Annotated in this window: 22 protein-coding genes; all 22 read left to right on the top strand. The window is 43.0% G+C overall.

The window, feature by feature from the left end; all coding sequences use genetic code 11:
* The first annotated feature begins 131 nt into the window (after positions 1 to 131).
* The 22 genes from G5B60_RS07560 (at position 132) to G5B60_RS07455 (ending at position 19,667) form a co-directional block, all read left to right on the top strand.
* Positions 132 to 521, top strand: coding sequence for a hypothetical protein (locus G5B60_RS07560; RefSeq protein WP_164683469.1), 390 nt, complete (start codon positions 132 to 134; stop codon positions 519 to 521).
* Positions 511 to 1,260 carry a phage minor head protein gene (locus G5B60_RS07555; protein WP_164683468.1) on the top strand — a complete coding sequence of 250 codons (750 nt, stop codon included), beginning with the start codon at positions 511 to 513 and terminating at the stop codon, positions 1,258 to 1,260. Before G5B60_RS07560 ends, G5B60_RS07555 begins: the two co-directional genes overlap by 11 nt.
* Entirely contained in the window at positions 1,196 to 2,830 is a 1,635-nt protein-coding gene (locus G5B60_RS07550; RefSeq protein WP_164683467.1) for a DUF1104 domain-containing protein, read from the top strand. The genes G5B60_RS07555 and G5B60_RS07550 overlap by 65 nt, the downstream gene beginning before the upstream one ends.
* Positions 2,831 to 4,192 (top strand): hypothetical protein, encoded by a 1,362-nt coding sequence (locus tag G5B60_RS07545; protein ID WP_164683466.1) that lies wholly within the window; start codon positions 2,831 to 2,833, stop codon positions 4,190 to 4,192.
* A gap of 11 nt (positions 4,193 to 4,203) precedes the next feature.
* Positions 4,204 to 4,761, top strand: a complete 558-nt coding sequence (locus G5B60_RS07540; RefSeq protein WP_164683465.1) for a hypothetical protein — start codon at positions 4,204 to 4,206, stop codon at positions 4,759 to 4,761.
* Between the two features lie 76 nt (positions 4,762 to 4,837).
* Positions 4,838 to 5,167, top strand: coding sequence for a hypothetical protein (locus G5B60_RS07535; protein WP_164683464.1), 330 nt, complete (start codon positions 4,838 to 4,840; stop codon positions 5,165 to 5,167).
* A gap of 4 nt (positions 5,168 to 5,171) precedes the next feature.
* Complete coding sequence (locus G5B60_RS07530) at positions 5,172 to 5,753, top strand: hypothetical protein (RefSeq protein WP_164683463.1); 582 nt, start codon at positions 5,172 to 5,174, stop codon at positions 5,751 to 5,753.
* 177 nt (positions 5,754 to 5,930) lie between these two features.
* Positions 5,931 to 6,278 (top strand): hypothetical protein, encoded by a 348-nt coding sequence (locus G5B60_RS07525; RefSeq protein WP_164683462.1) that lies wholly within the window; start codon positions 5,931 to 5,933, stop codon positions 6,276 to 6,278.
* A gap of 9 nt (positions 6,279 to 6,287) precedes the next feature.
* Positions 6,288 to 6,494, top strand: coding sequence for a hypothetical protein (locus G5B60_RS07520; protein WP_164683461.1), 207 nt, complete (start codon positions 6,288 to 6,290; stop codon positions 6,492 to 6,494).
* Positions 6,495 to 6,818 carry a hypothetical protein gene (locus tag G5B60_RS07515; protein ID WP_164683460.1) on the top strand — a complete coding sequence of 108 codons (324 nt, stop codon included), beginning with the start codon at positions 6,495 to 6,497 and terminating at the stop codon, positions 6,816 to 6,818.
* On the top strand, positions 6,818 to 7,951 hold the full coding sequence (locus tag G5B60_RS07510; RefSeq protein WP_164683459.1) for a hypothetical protein: 1,134 nt from the start codon (positions 6,818 to 6,820) through the stop codon (positions 7,949 to 7,951). The genes G5B60_RS07515 and G5B60_RS07510 overlap by 1 nt, the downstream gene beginning before the upstream one ends.
* A 3-nt stretch (positions 7,952 to 7,954) precedes the next feature.
* The gene (locus tag G5B60_RS07505; protein WP_164683458.1) at positions 7,955 to 9,151 is read left to right on the top strand and encodes a hypothetical protein; all 1,197 of its coding nucleotides are present in this window, start codon (positions 7,955 to 7,957) and stop codon (positions 9,149 to 9,151) included.
* Positions 9,152 to 9,166: 15 nt separating this feature from the next.
* Complete coding sequence (locus G5B60_RS07500; protein ID WP_164683457.1) at positions 9,167 to 9,961, top strand: hypothetical protein; 795 nt, start codon at positions 9,167 to 9,169, stop codon at positions 9,959 to 9,961.
* A complete protein-coding gene (locus G5B60_RS07495) occupies positions 9,952 to 10,230 on the top strand; it encodes a hypothetical protein (RefSeq protein WP_164683456.1) in 279 nt (92 codons plus the stop codon). The genes G5B60_RS07500 and G5B60_RS07495 overlap by 10 nt, the downstream gene beginning before the upstream one ends.
* The gene (locus tag G5B60_RS07490; protein WP_164683455.1) at positions 10,208 to 10,714 is read left to right on the top strand and encodes a hypothetical protein; all 507 of its coding nucleotides are present in this window, start codon (positions 10,208 to 10,210) and stop codon (positions 10,712 to 10,714) included. Before G5B60_RS07495 ends, G5B60_RS07490 begins: the two co-directional genes overlap by 23 nt.
* Positions 10,698 to 11,177, top strand: a complete 480-nt coding sequence (locus G5B60_RS07485) for a hypothetical protein (RefSeq protein WP_164683454.1) — start codon at positions 10,698 to 10,700, stop codon at positions 11,175 to 11,177. Before G5B60_RS07490 ends, G5B60_RS07485 begins: the two co-directional genes overlap by 17 nt.
* Positions 11,174 to 11,776 carry a hypothetical protein gene (locus G5B60_RS07480; protein WP_164683453.1) on the top strand — a complete coding sequence of 201 codons (603 nt, stop codon included), beginning with the start codon at positions 11,174 to 11,176 and terminating at the stop codon, positions 11,774 to 11,776. Before G5B60_RS07485 ends, G5B60_RS07480 begins: the two co-directional genes overlap by 4 nt.
* Before the next feature lie 4 nt (positions 11,777 to 11,780).
* Entirely contained in the window at positions 11,781 to 11,978 is a 198-nt protein-coding gene (locus G5B60_RS07475) for a hypothetical protein (protein ID WP_164683452.1), read from the top strand.
* Between the two features lie 14 nt (positions 11,979 to 11,992).
* Positions 11,993 to 13,345, top strand: coding sequence for a hypothetical protein (locus tag G5B60_RS07470; RefSeq protein ID WP_164683451.1), 1,353 nt, complete (start codon positions 11,993 to 11,995; stop codon positions 13,343 to 13,345).
* A gap of 17 nt (positions 13,346 to 13,362) precedes the next feature.
* Positions 13,363 to 17,259, top strand: a complete 3,897-nt coding sequence (locus G5B60_RS07465) for a tape measure protein (protein ID WP_164683450.1) — start codon at positions 13,363 to 13,365, stop codon at positions 17,257 to 17,259.
* Positions 17,259 to 18,371, top strand: coding sequence for a hypothetical protein (locus tag G5B60_RS07460; protein WP_164683449.1), 1,113 nt, complete (start codon positions 17,259 to 17,261; stop codon positions 18,369 to 18,371). The genes G5B60_RS07465 and G5B60_RS07460 overlap by 1 nt, the downstream gene beginning before the upstream one ends.
* Positions 18,372 to 19,667, top strand: coding sequence for a hypothetical protein (locus tag G5B60_RS07455; RefSeq protein WP_164683448.1), 1,296 nt, complete (start codon positions 18,372 to 18,374; stop codon positions 19,665 to 19,667). It abuts the gene before it with no gap.
* The last annotated feature ends 2 nt before the right edge of the window (positions 19,668 to 19,669 follow it).

Here is a 19,669-nt window from a genome sequence, read left to right as displayed (position 1 = left end):
AAAACTAACCTACCACAAAACGTGATAGGTTAGCTAACTTAATGACATTGACAAATTAAGCGGGTCGTTTTTTTGTGCTCTCAAACTAGCTATACTGACGGTAATAAGACTTTGTAGAAGGAGGATTAGCTATGTTCGAGGAATTAGCAAAGGCTAAGACCTACTCTGACAACATGAAGGCTCTGTCTGAATTATCTGTGCCAGATTTAGAGGCTTTAAAGATGTTGTGGGGATTAGAGCCTATCGACCGTGACGCTATATACAACTATGGTGAAGATAAGTTTTCGCTCTTGCCTGCTGGTACAATCGCTAAGATAAACGCTCTAAAGCAGACCTTAGCAGCGCTTGAGGACAGCGATGAGCGTGAGAAGTGGGCTAATCGTATTGAGGGACGTCCTACGCAGAAAACACTCAACATCAATCAGAACCACAATAGCATTGAAGAGTTGGAGAGTTTTACATTTGATAAGGTCAATTCAATCTTTAGTGAGATGGAGACGGAGATAGCGAATGAGCAATAGATTTGAGGAAGAATTTCAACGTTTCTTTGATGAGCTAGTCTCACGGTTGAGTGCCTATCTATCTGCTATTTTTGATGATGATGAAGTGGATGAAGAGTGGAAAGAACAAATTATTGAGCTCTTGAGTGCAGTGTATGTTTCATCGTCTGCGGATGAGGTGCTTTCTATCTTGCAGCAGACTGATGTCATGTATGACGAAGGAATGATTAACGCTATAACGTCTCAAATAAGCTCTAGTAGCTTCGTAGAGGACGAGAAAGACCGTCTGGGTACAATTATATTGGCTAACTTCAAAAAGCTCCTAGAGGGCGCTCGTGAGCTTAAGAGAGATGTTTCTAACTCTGATAATAAAACTCTCAAGGAGGAGTTCATGGCAGCCTCTATGTACATCATGCTACGGTTTGCCACATCAGAGGTCCACATGGCACAAGAAAAGGCTTCTTTACATGCTGGATTGTTGGTGGAGGAAGTGGCTAGTCAGTACCTCAAAGAGATAACAGAGAATAAACAAGCAGAGGTAGTGCTCTATAAGACGTGGCATTGTCACCATGACGGCAAGACCTGCGATGTTTGTCTCGCTATGGATGGTACTCGTGTTCGTGTGGATGAAGCATTTCTTGATGAGATAACCGATGATTTTTTCGGTTTAGATTATACAGGAGGTCAAATAACTTATGCCCACCCAAACTGCCGATGCTGGGTCACTTACGACGCAGAGGAAGTTATTATCAAACCGTGAGAAGCTAAAGATACTCCTTGATACATTGACCCCACAAGAACATCTCCAAAAGGCTGTTAAAGGCTGGGTCCCACGTCATTTTAAGCGCAATACTATCCGTGAGCGTGAGGGAAGAACTAAAGAGTTAGAATACTATAAGTTGGGCTACACCACAGCTCTGTCCCGTTTTGGGATTGAGTTATGGTGGAGTCAAGCAGTGCAGTTTGGTGCTTTCTTAAGCGGAAAATATAAGACAGGCTATTGTATTGCTACTCCACGTTATGGGAAATCTTTTCTGTGTGGGGTCATGTCGGTTAACTTTGCTTATGAAGGTGAGAAATGCTATGCCGTTGGTTCTACTCAAGAGTATTCAACCATCATCATTAACCACGCACGACAGATTTTGGTGAATGCCCACCCAGATATTCAAGAAAAGCTATCTGCTGAGGAAGATTTACCAGCAGTGCAAAAACGTTTGAAGCGTGGGTTGAGTTCTTTTAGTACCGAGGGTTTCTCTTTTAACAATGGCGGACTACTTGAAGGGCTTTCTGCTGGTGGTAACTACACAGACCCCTCTAAAATCCACGTCATTGGTCGTGGTGGAAATATGTTTGGGGATGAAGCGTCTGATATTTCATCCACAGCCTTAACACACATGGGTCGGCGTGAGTTTGAAAGTGATACTGGTGAGAAGTTGATTTTGTATCTGATTTCTAACCCACGCTCACTAAATGAGTTCTACGACCGCATGATAAAAGATGACCTAGCGGATGATGAGTTCGTTATGTGGTTAGATGTGGTGACAGCTCTTGAGGAGGGCTCTCTCAAATACACCAAAGAAGAAGTGATGAAGCTAGACTTTGCTGCGACAGAAGATAGTATCCGTGAGAACCTTTTGTGCGAATTCCCAACAGAGCGCAGTAAATTCTTCGACGCTGCTCCTGACATCCTAGATGAGTTTGACATCAAGCAAGGTGATTTAGAGTTCTACCTTGGTATCGACAGTGCCTATAAAGGTGCGGACAGCATTCAAGTAACTCTGTCTTGCTTAGATAAGAAAAATCACCTCACAGCCATAGACACTACGGACATCAAACCTAAGGAATGGATAGACGGTGTGACAGCTCGTGAGATTGTGGATAAGATTATCACTCTTGCAGATAGGTTTCGTGTTAAAGCCATTGCCATTGACTCTGGGGGAGGTGCTCATATCGTCCAACCTTTGAAGATGGCTAGACTCTCTGGACGGCTTTCTTGTCCTGTATTTGATGTTGATTTTGGTGGTAAGCCATCAGAGGTCAAGTTGTTAGCAAAAGACCCTAGTGCGGAATATGCCTTTAATAAGCGTGCTGAACTACACCTTATGCTTCGTGGGATGATGGAAGCGCAGAGGGTATCCTTTACTCGCAAAGTGTGGGACGCTATCAGTCGTGAGATGTCCTATGTAAGTGAGGTGCAGAAAGAACATGAACGAAAGGTTAAAATAAGACCTAAAGCAGAAATTAAACGCCTGCTCAAACACTCTCCCGATGAATTGGATAGTGTCATGTTGGCTCTGCATTGTGTAGAATTATATTACTTGGAGGAGTAGATGAACGCTTGTGATATTTGCGGAAATACCGAGTGCGGTCATGATAGAATGGCACAAGCATTCGGCTTAGATAAAGATAAACAGCTTTTTTATCGCAACAACGGCTTTCGAGAGTCGCCACTGGACTTTGATAGTTTGATGTGCATTGAAAAGATGGCGAATGACCTACCAGACGTAGACTATATCTTAGATAGCATTGTCAATTACATGTTTACCAATGAATTAACAACTGGTAAAGAGGGTGGTGCTCAAAAGGATAAAGAGAAGCTCGATGATTGGCTGATTTCTAAGAATTACAATGGGCAACGTCAGATTGATGTCCTACGTGAGGTGGCAAAAGGTTATCGTAAATATGGCTACTACGGTCTTCTAGCGACCCAAGGTGGCATTGTTGGGGTGCACCCCTTGAACATCCTAGCGGTAACCATTGACAATCCTGATATCCCTGTCTTGAAACAGACACTTACCTATGTCATTCGCCGTACGGGTCTTGCTAACGGCTATCACGGCGACCCTGTGTACGGTAATGGTGAAACCACCTCACCTCTTAGTATCGAGAATTTAAAACGTATTCTAGCTGACCCTAAGCAGTTTGAAAAAGACTATTTAGTGGTGAGTGACAAGGAATTTTCATGCGTGCGACTGGATACAGGTAAAATTTTTGGAACAAGTCCGCTTCTAAAAGACCGAAAACGCATCCGTCTGATTTATAATATTATTGATAGGATGAATTACGACATTGAGCGCAATGGTGTAGGGACAATTGTTATTCAGACAAAAGACAGCTTGATTGACGAGTTAGAAGAAGGCGCTGGAGAGGGTGTTATCCCTGCTGGCGGTGAGCTTTTGGACGTTGGTCGTACAGCTAAGAAAAATCGTGATGATAAGATAGCTAAAGAGCTTAAAGACATCGCAGAACAGCTCAAGGAGACGGAAAATAACGATGTTATCGCTCTTAGTGGACGTTTTGGAGAATTGAAACAGCTTGAGCGTGACACCAAGATTGTGGATTTCACAAACTACCTGTCACAGTATGTCCCAGCGATTTTATGTCAGATGTTTGGTGTCCCTGCTCGTTTGTTTGATTTAAACAAGACGGTGTCTAATATTGGGACGTATAGTATCATTGACAATGCGATGAAAAATGTCATCATCCCTATGCGGACCTACTTTATCAATCAGTGCTCAGATGTGATTAAACACGCTTCTGGTATCAGTGAAGAAGTAACCTTTGCTAGTTATGAGTTCACCAAGGACTATAACTACTCAAATGACAATACCATCCTAGATGTTTATGAGCGCTTATTGCAATTAAAACCTGACCTTGCCGAGGCTTACTTGGCTAAGAATATGATTATCTAATGGAGGACCTTATGGCTGAAATTATCGAAGAAAAAGAAATGCAGGAGTCTGTAGTGAGTATTAAACAAGCGGTGCAAGCAGCGACGACAGACGACACTCCAGTTGCTATCGTGACAGAGCATGAAAAACAGGTTAATGGCGACCCTAAAAAGGCGATGACAAAAGGCGGCGACATTTACACGCTTGATTTCTGGTATCCATTGAGCGATGAACGCTACAGTGAGTATCCAAAAGTTGATGGCAAGCCTTACCGATTGGTGACGAAACGCTTTAAATCAGACGGCATTTCTGCCAACATGGTATTGAAAATGCAGTCCTCATCACTCCTGTTGGTACAGACTATGTCCAAATTCATCAAGGATGGTAAGGTAGAACTACCTAGTGATGATGAAGCTATCGCTTTTGTCAGTGAAATCGGTAGCGAGCGTTTTGAAGATGCTTGTTGGTTGGTTGCTTCGACTGTTCTTGGTATTGATGAACACGAAAAAGGTAACCTCTACACGATTAACTTACTAAATGTAGTGGGTCAGATTATCAACAATAATCCAGAGTTTTTTCAAATGGATTAGATACCATATTGCTTATTTCTGGGGACGTGAGTGTGGTCTCATCGGCGAGCCAAGGGAAGAGTATATCGGCTTAGCTATGCAGGAAGCTCTCCCTATTGGCTTGTCTGAGGGCGTAGAGTATGCGCTGGCTATCTCTAAGCACTATGGCTGGTCGTTTGACTATTGCTACAAACAAATGCGCTATGGGGATTTGAGTGTCCTCTACGCCAAACTAGCCAATGACAAGGCGTTTGAGAACTACAATAACTACATCTCTTTGGATGATGAAGCAAGAGCTAAGTTTGTCAAAGACTGGGGTGAGCCAAAACCTTTTGAGTTTGACATCAACACCCCAGAACGGCAAAGAGAACGTCTCGAGAAGAGTAAAGTAAATAATCCACTACAAGCAATGTACAAGAAAGGGTAATGACATGACAGATTACATGAATGACGTTTTAGAGATGATTGACACCAAGCGAAAAGAGATTAAACCAGCTTATGAGCGTGGGGCAAAGCCTGTTTATGGCGTTCGAGAGTACGCAGAGCTGACAGACCTTGACGCTGGTATCTTGAAGCAAGGTGGTGTGATGAACTTAGCTGAAAAAGTCCCGACCTTTGGGGTTAATGGCAACATGCTACGCACACCACGTACAGCTTATGCAGCTAACCTCTCTATCGTCTTTGATAATCGAGTGAAGGTGGATACATGGACTGACCCAGAAAACGACAAGGAACAGCAAGTGTATGTTTTTGTCATCGACCAAGAGGCACTGCTCAAGCAAAAGACGGGTAAACTCGGTAAAGAGACTGTTACCGCTTATGTCGTTGGTAAGAAAAAAGGCAATACCAAGGCTATTGAGGTCAAGGAAGTGCGTATCATCTCTGAAAAAGAGTTCTTGTCAGAGTTCACATCTAGCCTTGACATTGACTCTATGGAGGAAGTCATGGACGTCATCAACCAGTACAAGCTCAACTATGGCTCAGATAAGGTTATTAAAGAATTACAATTTTAGTGAGACTAGGTTATATAAGCAGGCAGGGAATAGTGTTACTGTTCCTGTCATTGAAAGAATAGCCCAAAATATAGCGGAAGCTATCAAATAGTAGAAAGTCAAAATTAAGCGACACCTTTAATGTGGTGTCGCTTTTTATTATGATGAAGCTATATTTTGACGGAAAGGAATACGCACATGGCAAAAAAGATTAAACGTAAAATCATGACCTTGGAAGTTACCCTTGGCGGAAAAGAATTTACATTCAAGACCCCGCAAGCAGAGGACATCTTAGCGCAAATCAAAGCGATTGAGAAGCGTTCTGCTGGAATTGACATGGTGCATTTCAAGAACCAAGAAACAGGTAAACTTGAAGGTTATACATTCTGCTGTGGCGAACACTACGCTATTAGCTTTAGCACTGATGAAGTGACTTTGAAAGAAACAGAAGTAGATTGCTACGGCTACCCAATTACCTATATCGGTAATGAGGAAGGTGTTACAACTGCTGTCTCAAACGGTGTTGTAAAAGTTACAAAAGCGTAAGGAGTAGCTATGTTAGGAACACAACAAACCTACGATGAATATCTCAAAGAGGTTCGTGCCAAGCAATTTGGTTGGGTTGTCGAAGAACCAACACCACTAGGGGATGAGGTTGCCAAGGCTGTGACGTCTGAAACTAGCGATAAGACAGAAAAAACAGACGCTAAGCCTAAGACAACTAGAAAACGCACGACCAAAAAGACTGAGGAGAGCGAGTAGATGGCTAAATTTCGTATCCAACGCTTTTTAAAGCGTGATATTGTAGCTCGTGTGAACTACACCAATGGTAACGTAGCCGTCTCCCAACGCAAACTCTTTGAGTTTTATCCTAGTGGTAAAGCAGAAGACGGTGGATGGTATGAAACAAGCGACCAAGTGCTTATTGATAGCTTGAAACTGCAAGTTGAGCAATTGCCTTATAGTCCACAAAACGAGGCAGGCTTAAAGCGTGACGGTGTTGATTACAGTTACGCTTACTGTCCCTCATGCGGCAATAAGCGGGTGCGCAAGTTAGAATATCATCTATTTGAGGTGATTGACTAATGGAAATACTCTCTAAAATTGCACAATCTATTGAGATGGAGCGAGTGGGTCGAGTTGAAGCCAAGGCTGAACTCGACAACACCATCAATCTCTCTCAAGAAGCGAATAATAATACTGTCATGCTGAAAATGAGCGCTCCTAGTCAAGAGGAAGGTTATATGACCTTGCTATCTGAGGGGGCAGTGTTGTTTAGTAATGACACGATACGTCTCTATATTACTAAAGGAACACTGCAGAAATTCTATGACAGCATTGGAGATGACTATGAGGGGTATATCTCGACAGGTCACAGAGATTTAAATGCTTATCCTGTACGTGAGGGTTACTATCGCAAAGAGGATTTGAAAGTGGTTGTTGATGAAAACGGCAGAGCTGACCTATTGGTTAAGCCACATGTCAACACCAAGATGAGTAATGTCCGTGACATTATTCTACAAAACGAACCCTTTGCGATTTCGTCTGAATTTCAGTTTGCCCCTAAAGAGATTAAAGACGATGAGCTGGCAGAGTATGCTAAGTTAGCAGCCTATAATCTCTCAAAAGGTGGCACAGAGGACTTTCCTATCACAGACAGCCTTCACATTAAAGGATTTTCACTTGTCGGAAACCCCGGAAATGCTAAGAGCGGTGGCTACAGTCCATCCATTCTCTTGAAAACAGAAGATAAGGAGATAAAAGTGAGTAAAAATTCAATTCTCGATAGTATGCTGGCATCCTTAACTGGCAAACCCAAAGAGGATGAGCAATTACAGTCTACTGATGTAGGCGAAAAGGAAGTGGCAGAGGAAACTGTAGAAGCAGAAGCTGAAACAGAAGTCAAAGAGGATGAGCAAGCCACTTCTGAAAAAACAGAAACAGAAGACCTTACAGTTGCTATTTTGGAAAAAGCGAACGAAGTGATTGAAGCGCAAAATATCAAAATCCAAAAACTCGAAGAAGAATTGGCTAGCTACAAGGTTAAAAAAGAAGTTTCAGAAGAATTTTCTGCAGCGCAAAAGACACAGTTCGACCGCCTTAATGGTCTGCTCGAAAAGTTTAATGCCACAGTAGAAGAACCTAAAACAGCTTCTGAAAAGCTATCTGATGACAAAGAAGTCAATATCTTTGGTCGAAAATCTATTTGGGAGGTCTAATACATGGTAATGCAAAGCATGGATTTGATGATTAACGAGTCTCTTGAAACCTTGTCAGCGACAATGGATGAGACTGTTAATAAGCTGGAACAGCTCAACCAAGAGTCTTTGGCTGAAAATGGTATCCCATTTGGGATTTCTCGTGACTGGTCTAAGGCGACACCTTCTCTAGGTGAAATCAACTACCAAGACCCACTCGTTGAGAAAATCATGAAGCGTTTTGAGAGCATGAGCAAAGGCGTCCTCAAAAAGGCTGCTAATGGCGATTTTATCATCGAAGGTCTTAACTGGGGTATGGTGATGCCAGATTTTTCTGACGACAACGGCGACTCTTGCTGCTTTACATCAGAGTTTACTTTTGAAGTGACAGGTCACGCTACACCAGTGCGCTACCTTTGTTACAAAGATTGCCGTTCACGCCTTGACTACTTGATGGAAGATAAAATCCACTTCAAACAAGGCGACCTTATCAATCGTTTTCAACAGCTTGGCTGGTCTTATTCACAGGCTCGTGACTTTATGGCTTGGTATATTTTTGCCTACATCGTAGAGCGCCATATCGTCCAAGGCATGCTCAACTACTCAGGTCAAGGATTGCGTCCGTTTGCTGGTGTAGCTGAAATGATGTCTAGCCCAGCAGTAACGCCAATTGATGCTGGCGGTTCTGTTATCGGAGCTTTCCGTCAAGTGGACTGCTTTATCAGCGTTCTTGATGACGATAGCGCTAACTATGCCATTTTCGGTCATAAATTGACCATCAATGGTATTAAAGCCGCTATCCAAAAAGACCGTGACGGTAACTACCCAGAAGGTTGGTCTAAAGATGGAAACTCTATTTCTTTCCGTGGCATTCCATTCTACGCATCACGCTGGATTCCCTACGACCTTGAAAAAACAATGACTGGTGAGCTTTATATCATTGACCTTAACAAGGTGGAGGCTGTGACACAGTATGATTTGTTTGTGCCACAATCTTCTGTCTACAACCGTCGTGAGGAAGACCCTAACGTGGCAGGATGTGAAGTCCTCTGCACTAAGTATGAAAACTTTGGAGCTGTTGTGACAAACTCTCCTATCTCTCATATCTTGGTAGCCAATGTGCCGCTCGATGCAACTTGCCCAGCGACAGTATTTACACGTATCCAAAACTTGTTGACTAGTCACAGCCCATACCCTATGGCGACTATCCCAACAACCTAGTAAGGAGGACAGGCGATGGCTGATGATACAACAGTAGAGCTTTTGAAATTCTCAGAGGTATTTTCAGAGCATTGTCCGTGTTTTAACTGTGATGATGGCGTACTCGTCCAACAATACATGGGCACGTTCTTTAATGTCCTTGCCCGTCTCTTTTGTTGGGTAGATAAGGATTGTGCCACTATTCTCAAGACAGAGCGACAAGAGGTGATAGAGCTTGGCGATTATGAGGTCTGCAATTGCAAGGCTATCTTTGAGTTGAAGCCTTATTATCACAAGGGCTTTGACCCTGCGACTATGAGGCTCTATCTACATGTTCGCCAAGGCTTAGAGCGTGAGATTATAGAGCTTGACTCTAGCTTGTACAACTGGGATTGGGTAGAAGAAACTTTCATTGTGGATATGTCACAATACGTCAAGCCTTGTTGTAAACAACAGTGTGCTTGCGCTTGTAAGACCACCTATAAGCTCGTTGCTGTCTATGAAGCAGGATACACAGCAGAGACTATACCAAAATGTGTCATCGAGAGCCTATGTCATTTCATGAATGTCTTTATCGCTTATCAGAATGACTGTGGCAGTCTCAATGACTGTATGATGATGGACAGACTAGCTGTTGGTTCTACTCTCAAAAAGAAACAAGTAGACAGCTTTGTGAGGGAATGGGAAGTAGATGACGGTGACATTAACCGCATTTACATGAAACTTATCTACAAATGGGCATTTCAAACCCTTAGCATGCTTAGTTTGTGCGAGAGGGAGTATGACCCTAGATGGGATGTTGCTATCGGAAGGAAAAAGATATGCTTATAAAATATAATGGTGAGTATGCTCGTGAAGTCAGAAGCTACAGCGGGTGCTCTAAATGTGGCACTGGTCGCACGACTGGTGGCAAGGAGGTCTATAAGACCGAGACTAAGATTTTTGACGGCACAAGGTTCTTGCATTGGCGTGTCGGTGAAACACTGAACGTTGATGAGCTCATCGGTCGCTATCTTTTGCGCAAGACCTACGTAGATAAGGACGGCACGGAAAAACACCAATTTGAAGAGGTGAGCGATGCCACTACCACAGACCAATAGAGAAATCGTCCTTATCAGACAAGGCGGTGAAAAGCCTATGTTTGATGAGAACAGTAGACAGATTTTCAAGTGTATCTGGGAAGAGGTCGAGCATTTCTACTGTATCGACCACTATCCAGAGGGCAACGGTACAGGAAAGACGTCTACGACCACGACACATGGACTAGAAGTCAATAACCATCGTGAAAAATTCTTTTTCAGCGCCTACAATCAGCCGCATGGTTGTGATTTCAATATCTTTAACGGTTACTACATTATCCAACGTATTGCCACTAAGTGTAATTACTATGGCTGTGATGGTGAAGTAGGCTATCGTTTTTGGAAGGTCATTGACTCAAGGGCGATGGAGTTCATGCCGGGCTGTTTTGAAATTCTCCTTGTCGGTCAGAACATGACTGGACGTGAGGAAAAACAATTGCTCTTAGAGTGTCAACCGTTCATCCATCAATTACAAGGGGTGATAACGCATGACCACGAAGAATAAAAAAGTTCATTTATCTGACATTAAAGGCAAAGAGCTCCTAGAAGATTATGCGGACTATGTCAAAACTACCGCTATGGAAGCTAGAGCGATTGTGTCTGTGCAAAGTGGTAGCTTGCAACGTTCTACGGTTATCAGAGATGAAAAAGATGGCTTTACTATCTATGCTTCTCCAAGTCTATTGCGCTACCTGAGCAAAGAAGAAGATTACTACGCCTATCAGTACGCCAAGGAAGGCTATCCTAATTGGGACCCGTTTCCTTATATTGAGGCGGCAGCGGAGCAAATCGCTCGTAGCCCTCGCTACAGTGTGGGTGATAGCGGTGAGTGGAGAGCTAAATACAAAGGTGTCAAGCGTAACGGCGCAGGTAGTTCTGATGACAAGGGGCTGGATAACGGTAAATTGCAAGCCTTTGTTAACCAAGGAGGCATGAGGGTAAAAATTCCTAAGAGGTTACGGAAATGAGTGCTAGCGAAATTTTTATTAACTTTAAGAAGTACCTGCAATCTTTTGGTTACGAGGTTTTGGACTATATTATCCAACCTGTTAATTTGGATGAGACAGACCCCTACAAGCGCTATGAAAACTTCGATGTGCAGTTCAATGAGCACTTTGGCACGTCCGAACACTTCCAAATCAACCACGGTGTCGCATTCCCATTTCTAGCTATGGATGTCAATCCAGAAACATCCGCCAATGGCTGTTTTCAACGGTATGTAATTAGCTTTGCGGTCTATTACTCAACGGTATCGCCGCCTGCTGGTCGTGTGTGTATCGAAAATACACCCGAGGGGAAACTAGAGTATCGTGATGGCGTCTATTGTGCCATAACAAGAGCGCTTGTCCACCGTGTTAGAAGTTTCAGAAGCGGTCTTAAATCTATAACCTTTGCTCAAGATGTCGCAGCGATTGAGGATTGGTACTTGCCTATTTCAATCGCAATCACTGACATCGGAGACTTGCAAGATTTTGATAATGAGGTAACGGATGAAGTGGAGATGTTCGCTTTTCCTGTGACGCTCTCTCAATATATCTGTATGCCCTATAATTTTAAAAGGAGATAATAAAATGGTAGAAAAACCATTAGACCTCGAGCAATTCTTCTATACTCGCAACGAAATTGCTCAACAACATAATAACCGTCTTGAGATGCAAGCAATGACTCGTGTCCGTGAGCACATGGTAGCACAAGCTCAAGAAGAAGCTAAGGCAGCATCCCAAGCTAAGAAAAAAGCTACTAAAGCGGATGATGATAAGGCTAAATAAGAAAAGGAGACAAGATGACAAATTGTTATGTTGATATGACCCATCCTCTGTACGGTTACAACGCACAATCAAAAGACGATAACATCATCGTTGCTGTCAACGAGGAAATCCGTCCTTGTGTGCGCCAAAAAACAAGCAAGTACATTGAGTTGACCGCAGGGACTGGGCATTACTACCAATCAAAAGATGTCCCGGAAGACCAGCTTAACTGCGGACCTATCAAGTGTTTGAATACTGGAACACTCTGGGCAACGCCAACAGAGGGTAAAGTTGGCGCAAAATACCGCATTCGCTCTCGTGCTGAGAACTTCGCCCTTGGTTTCTATGCAATGTATCTCAACTTGACTAAGGCAGGTAACTATACGCTGAAAGTCACTATCTCAGACTACAATGACATCGCTCAAAAGGATGCTTACGTCTATACGCAATCATTCACAGCTCACACTGCTGGGGAACACTTGCGAGTGATTGACCTTGCGGACAGTACAATCATTACCCAAATCGGTACTGGTTGGAAACCGGGGCAAGAGGGGATTGTCTTTAATGTGGTGATTGAAAACACCGATACAGAGAAAGCGACAACACAACTAGGATTGTCCTCACTCTATATCATTGCAGACCGTTCTGAATTGCGTAAATTCACCAACGTCTTGCTTTCATGTTTGACATCCTTTACCCACAATGTGACTGTGGATGCTACGGATGCGACATGCTTTGGACGTCAATATGACCCATCGTCTATTGAAATCTCAAAAGAAATCACAGCAACAACGACATCATGCAACGACTGGTGGTTAAATCCGCTACAATCCATGTCCAAGAAGATGACAAGTGGTATCCCTGTGACAGACCAGTTCACAGTCGTGTCTAAGACTATTGATGGCAAAGAATACGGCTACTTGCACCTAGAAGACCTCTACTACGAAGATTGTAACTCTATCTTTATCAGTGGCGACACTTGCTCATGCTCTATCATGTCCAATGTGCCATTGACACCGGGGTCTAACCTAGAACTCGATGAGTTTATCGTCTTGTCACAAGCGCACTATGCAACAGAGCGTGGTGGCGTCTTGGTTGATAAATACTACATCGGCAAAGACTTGCTTGTCACTTATAACGCAGAGCGTGATGTTGAGTTGATTGTAGCCAATGAAAAACGCTTGAAATCAACTAAATTCCGTGTCATTCAGAAAGTGGTTAATACTCGTGGTATCGAAGAATACCTTGTCTTTAACAACGTTCTCATTACTGAAAATTCTCGTGAGTTTGGTGTTGATGGTGAGATTACACTTTCATTGACCTTTGTCGTTTCTCGTGATGATGATGGTAACTTCTACGAAATTCGCCGTAACATGGAAGACTTTTAGAATAACGGAGGGTAAGCATGTCTATTCGCACAATTGGGGTCAAAATAACAGGTAAGAAAGATGTCGAGGACTTACAAAAATCCCTTAATAATTCTGCTGCCCTCATCAAATATCTAAATAAAAACATCAAAGATTTGAAAAAAGATGGGGGTAAAAACTCATCTTTTTCTATTGATGTGGGTATCAATACTAGTAGAGCTGAAAGACAGATAAAAGGGTTAGAGAGTACCGTAAAATCATCCATTTCTAGCATTAGCAAAGTAGTCGCAACAAGTTCTAAATCAATACCAAAGGGGTTGGTGAGTGATGACCTTGTGAAACAATACGGCTCTATCGGTAAGCAACTTGAAGATGTTGCTGAAACTCTTGGCAAAAGGGTTGAGAAATCCCAAAAGAAACTCACCAAGAAGCTCTGGAAGCTAGGTGATAAAGCCTACGATAGTTTTGTAGACGGGTTTGTTGTCAAAGGCGGTGTCGCTAATGAGATAGCGGATAAGATTAACAATGACATCACTAGTGCTATCGCTTTAGTGAGAGCTAAAAAGTTAAAAGTCCCTATAAAGGCGACTGCTGGTTATACTTTATCAACCACCAATAATGGCTATATTGACACCAGCGATAAAGCTCTTAGGAAAGCTCAGGAACGTCTGTTGTCCTACAGCAACTTTTCAAGCAATACCTCTGGTCTCAATAAATTCGTAAAGAATCTACAAAAGAATGAGAAAGAAGTTCGTTCGGCAAGTGGGAGTATCCTAGATTCGCTTAAAAAGCTAGCTTATTCAGACGTTTGGGACAGACTGCTCAAGAATTATTTGAAATTGAGCAAGGTGTCTCTTAATACAACGCTAAAGCCTGCTGCTAAAATCGGCTCTTTCCTTGGTAATAGCGTCCAAGGTCAACTAGCACAGACAGGCGCATTTGTCCAAAGAGCTTACAGTAATGCTTTTAACACTATCCAAAATACTGGTAGTCGTGTCTTTTCTAGCTTAGTATCAGAAGCACAAGAGCTTGGTGATGCTGTAACGGACTACGGTGTTCAAATGGCGGCTCTTGGAATGAGCCAAGAAGACATCGCCAAAAATGAAAAAGAAATCATTGATTACGGTAAGGCGACAGCTTATAACGGTAAAGACCTTATCGCAACGACGGGTGTCTTCCAAGCGCTAGGGGTTGATGACTCCATCGGTTTGACAAAAGCACTCGCAGGTATCGCAGCAGGTACAAAAGACCCCAATAAGGCTTTTAATGGCATTCAGAAACAGCTCCAAGACGCTTTACAATCTGGTAAACTCCAGTGGCAAGATGTCAAAATCATTCAACAATGGCAATCTGCTTTAGCCACTAGAAAGATGAATGACTACCTGAAAAGCAACGACCTTTTGGGTGGTTACAACTCGTTGAAAGAAGCTATAGCAGAGGGGGCAATCTCTGTTGAGACTTACGTCCAAGCAATCAAGGCAGTTGGTTTGTCAGATGAATTGCAATCGCTGACAAATACTATTAAGACTCCAACCAACGCCCTCCAAAACTTAAAAGAAAATCTTTCGCTTATCGCCATTGGTACAGAGGGTGCTGACGGAGCATTCAAAGGTTTATACAACACCTTGACTAAAATTATCAAGGGGACTGCCCAATGGATTGTTGATAACGAAGGAGCTATTAGACGTTTCGGCGCTTTGACAGACCAATGGGTTGATAGAGGCAAGGCGTATACCCAAAACATCAGAAACACTTACGGCGAGCCATTCAAGCAAAACACATCATCACTCTTTAGAGGTATGCTAGATGGTTTCGATACAGCAAAGGTAGGTAGCGCTGGGAATACTCTTGCTAACACTATCTCCACTTGGGGAACTCCAGAGCGGGGACGTATCTTAGGGGACTTTGGAAGTGATTATCTTGCTTCATTCGTCAATCTAACTGATACCTTTGCGACACTTGGAGGTAAGTTGGTAGATGCTGGTGCCCTCGATATTCTCACAGGAAAACTCAACTTGTTCAATAATATCATTTGGGGTATTAGTCAGTCGCAGGCACTTCCTGTTGTAGTGTCCATGTTTAACAAGATTTATGAGTTCTTGAATGGCTTAGCGACTAATACAGCAGTGACGAGCGCTGTGGATGGTGTAGTGACGACCTTGGCTAACACTATCAACGGTATCCTAGAACTAGCTATCAACGCTAGCAAGACTCCAGAGTTTAATCAATTTATCACCCTCCTAGGAACTGAAATTGAAAATCTCATCAGAGGTCTTGGTGAGGTATTCACAGAGCTGGTAGTTGGTGCTGGTAAAGCTCTAGCTAGTGATACTGGCAAGAGGACGATAACTTCCATTCGTGAGTTTATTGTGCAACTGGCGCAATTTGTTCTTAGCATGATTAAAGCTGTCAGTGATGACGGCACGGTCGAGGATGGTTTACGCAATATTCTAGGGACATTCAAAAATATTCTTAACTTCTTATCAGCAATCCTCAAATTTTTAAACAAACATCCAGCCATAACCAAAGCTATCTTGTGGACAACTTTAGCTGGTTTTGCTAGTTCAAAAGTCTTACGAGGCTTGGCTGGTTTAGGTAACTTCATCCTAAAAGCCAAAGGTGTTGAGAAGACGTTGACTGGTCTTGACTTCGTGAAAGGTGGCTGGGGATATTTGAAACAACTTCCTAGCTTCTTAAATGAGCGCTTGCTCGGAATTGCTCCAGAAGGTGCTTCGCTAGGTGCTAAAGCGACTGGTTTTAAAGGTGGCTTGAAAGGCTTTGGTATTGCAGCAGGAGGAACGCTGGCTGTCAATGGTATCAATGCTCTTATCCAAGGCAGTAACATGTCTCAAAGTACAAAGACTGGGATGGGTGTTTCAACTAATGCTGTGAACTGGGGTATGACTGGGGCGACCGTAGGAAGTATGGTGGCTGGTCCTGTTGGGACAATAGTCGGCGGAATTATTGGTGCAGCAGGAAGCATAGCAGTCGATACATTCAACGGCATAAAAGACCTAAAAACGATGTCTGTTAAAAAAGCCCAAGAGACCATCGAAAGACTCAATCCTATTTTGGAGAAAGCTAGGGCATTGCCGTTTGAGGTTGTTAATCAGTCATTTGAACAAGCCTACAGTGAGACTGGCGATATAAATACCGCTATCCAACAAGCTCTTGAGCAAAACGGTATCTATAACGAAGAATTGCAAGCTAAAATTGTTGAGCGTGTCAACAACGGTCAGACCTTCTCGCAAGCCTATATGGAGTCTGTCAATGAATTGCAAAAGGAAATTAACCATTTGCAAGAAAAAACAGAGGAAGCTGTTAGACAGGGTAAGGATTCTGTAACTGTCGGTGATGAGTTCTGGGAAGATGTCAAAACAACTTGGGACGGAATAATGGGCTTCGTTGGTGGTATCGCCAATGGTATTAAAAATTTCTTTGTAGGCATTTGGGAGAAACTAAGAAACTTCGAGGACGACCTCAGAAATGCTTGGGATACGTTTATCGGCTGGTTTCAAGGGAAAGATATGCCTAAGATAGATAAAACACCTGTCAACGATAAACTGGCTAAGAAATACCTTGGCAAGGGCTACAACAAAAAGAACAAAAACAAGTTCAATGGCGGTCTTATCTATCGTGCTAACGGTGGTGGTGTCGATTGGACGGCTCGTGGCACAGATACTATCCCTGCTATGCTAACCAAGGGTGAGTATGTCCTACGCAAAAAGGCTGTTGATAGCATTGGCACAGCTTTTCTAAATCGTATGAACCGCTACGGTGCAAGAGCACTAACTACGGTCAATAATGGTGGTAATCGCACAATTATCCACAATTACTATAACACCAACAATGCAAGAATGACCCAAAACATAGATAACAAGTCGCAATACCTTAATGGTATGGACGGCTTAGATAGATTGATGAGGTATGTTTGATGAGTGAAAACTACTGTTGTGAGGATAAAGTCCAGCCACGGCGTTATATCCAGTACAATGACCTATCTTTCCAAGGCACAGAGAATGTCAAAAATCAATCTGAGTCGCTGTCTTTTCGCTTGTCGAAGACAGCTCGGCTCTTTAGTGACGGCTCATACGTGGCGAATAGCAATCGTCAACTATTAGTTGACAGTAACTCCATTAGTCTACAGTTACGCTTGCGCACTAACAACTGGTCTGCTGATAATATCACTGTCCACAGAGACTTTATCATGCGTGAGTTGATGGTAGGAGGCAAGCTCTGGGCGATTGACACAGGCTACCAGCTTATTTGGTGCAACGCTTACTGTACTAGTATCCAGTCTGCTAAGGATTGGGTTGCTACGGATGATGGCTACTTGGTCTTTAATGTTGAGTTTGACAATCCAGACGGTGTGTGGCACAAGGCAAAAGAAAGCCATGTTTATTTAGAGGAGTGGGACTTATGCGACTTTACCCACATGAAAGCGGACTGTTTGAGGCAAAATAGTTTTTGCAATAACGAAGACTTAATCTGCCTTAACAACTGCGCTTGCTGTGAGTCGTCTTGTAAGGATGTTGCTGGTCTTCTGAATTACTGTGAAGCGCAGGCAGATGCTGTTTTCTGTCGTGACTTCTTTGAGGAATGCGATAGCAAATACCGTATTGTCTATAACTGTAAACTAAGTCTTGATACGTGCAATTTAAAAGATACTTACCCTATCCATAAGTGCGCTTACTGTGTTAATGATGTCATGGTCGGAGAGTTTTTCTCGGACACTGTCAAAGATAGCGGGATGTGGTCTGTGGCGATTGAGGGGATTTTTAAGAACCCTGTCATCGAAATTAACGGTGTCACCATTAAGCTAAAGGGTGAATACAACGGTGTCGTTACGGTAGATTATAAGGGTAATGTTCGAACCGCTAAAAGCTGGGAATGTCTCACATATAACTACAAGGAAGTGAGCCTTGATGATGTGAATTTCTGTGGGGCAAAAGCAACGGTTCACTACGGCATGAACCACTTTTCTGTAGCAGGCGCTACGAGTGAGAGTGTGTGCTTATTCTTGGATGTAGAAAGGTTGACTGTCTGAATGTACGCAAAGATTATCAATGGAGATGAGGAACGCTATCCCTCACTGGAGATTGCAGAGGATGACTTGCTGACAAGTATTGCTGTGTCTTATGAGCTGATGCAAGTTCCTGCTATCACCTTTACACTACCAGCACGTTATGGCAAGTATTTGAGTGGCAATTCTATTATTGAGCTAAGGACAGACGACTTTGTCTATGTGGGCTATGTCGTCAATAAGCAATTGGATGTGGCGAACTACACGATATCTGTCAACACCTCTCATATTGTAGGGAGGCTCGATAAGCGCAATCTGCCGTCTAACGTGACTGCTAAAGGCAACACTGTGAAAGATGTTTTTGACATGATGTGGGCTTTCTGGGTTAAGAAGGATGGTGTTATCAAGGATGAACTTATGGCGCTCTTTACCTACAATCTGATTGGCAATGAAGTTGTCGAACAGACAGTGGAGTACGAGTTTTCTCATGAGAGTGTATTAGAGTTTTTAACCAAAATCTGTGAGCTGACTGACAGCATTTATTGGCGTATCAATCGTTTCAATCCTTATCAGATTGATGTAGGTGTCTTTGGTGATAAGAAAGAGGTCTTAATTGATAAGGATAACTACTTTATCAGTATGAATTCTGTTGATGAAGATTACTCTGAAGTCATGACACACGCTTATGCGCTGTCTGATAAGTCGGACGGTGGAGCGTCTACTCTGACACTGCGTGACATCTTTTGGAATCACAAAGACTGGATAGACCCTAAGTTTCCGATTGATATTATCCAAGACGAAGAAGCACGGATAAACTCACAACGCAACAAGGACTATCCACGGCTGATAGTTTTTGCCCCAGAGAACGAGACGGAGATGTACTATATCACGGATGTTGAGGGATTGGCTCTTGAGCGTGGTGTGAGTTATTGGGGGACAATCACTAATAACGATGTGCAGACCATTGCCAAAGACAACGAAGCCTTAACAGACGATGACCGCTTGCAAGCGACCTATCAAATGTACAAAAAGGCTATCCGTAAGATGAAGAACTCAAGACGGCATATCACTTATACCATAACAACAAGTCCGCTCCCTAATCGGACGTTGAATGCTGGTGACAAGGTGATGTTTATAGCCGATGTTGACCTTACCGAGCTGTCAGATTGTAGCAATTACTACATCAAACTCTTGAAAGAGAACGATTGGTTTTACATCACACGGCTGACAAGTAACTACGAGGTCGGCAATGCACTAACAATGAAGGTAGAGCTGTCTAAGGCGCTCTATAGTGACCGTGATACGCAAGCAAGTGAATAGGA

Source organism: Streptococcus hyointestinalis (assembly GCF_011039275.1).
Classification (GTDB): Bacteria; Bacillota; Bacilli; order Lactobacillales; family Streptococcaceae; genus Streptococcus; species Streptococcus hyointestinalis_A.
The sequence above is the reverse complement of the archived record's forward strand: the minus strand, read 5'-3'. Positions and strand labels throughout refer to the sequence as shown.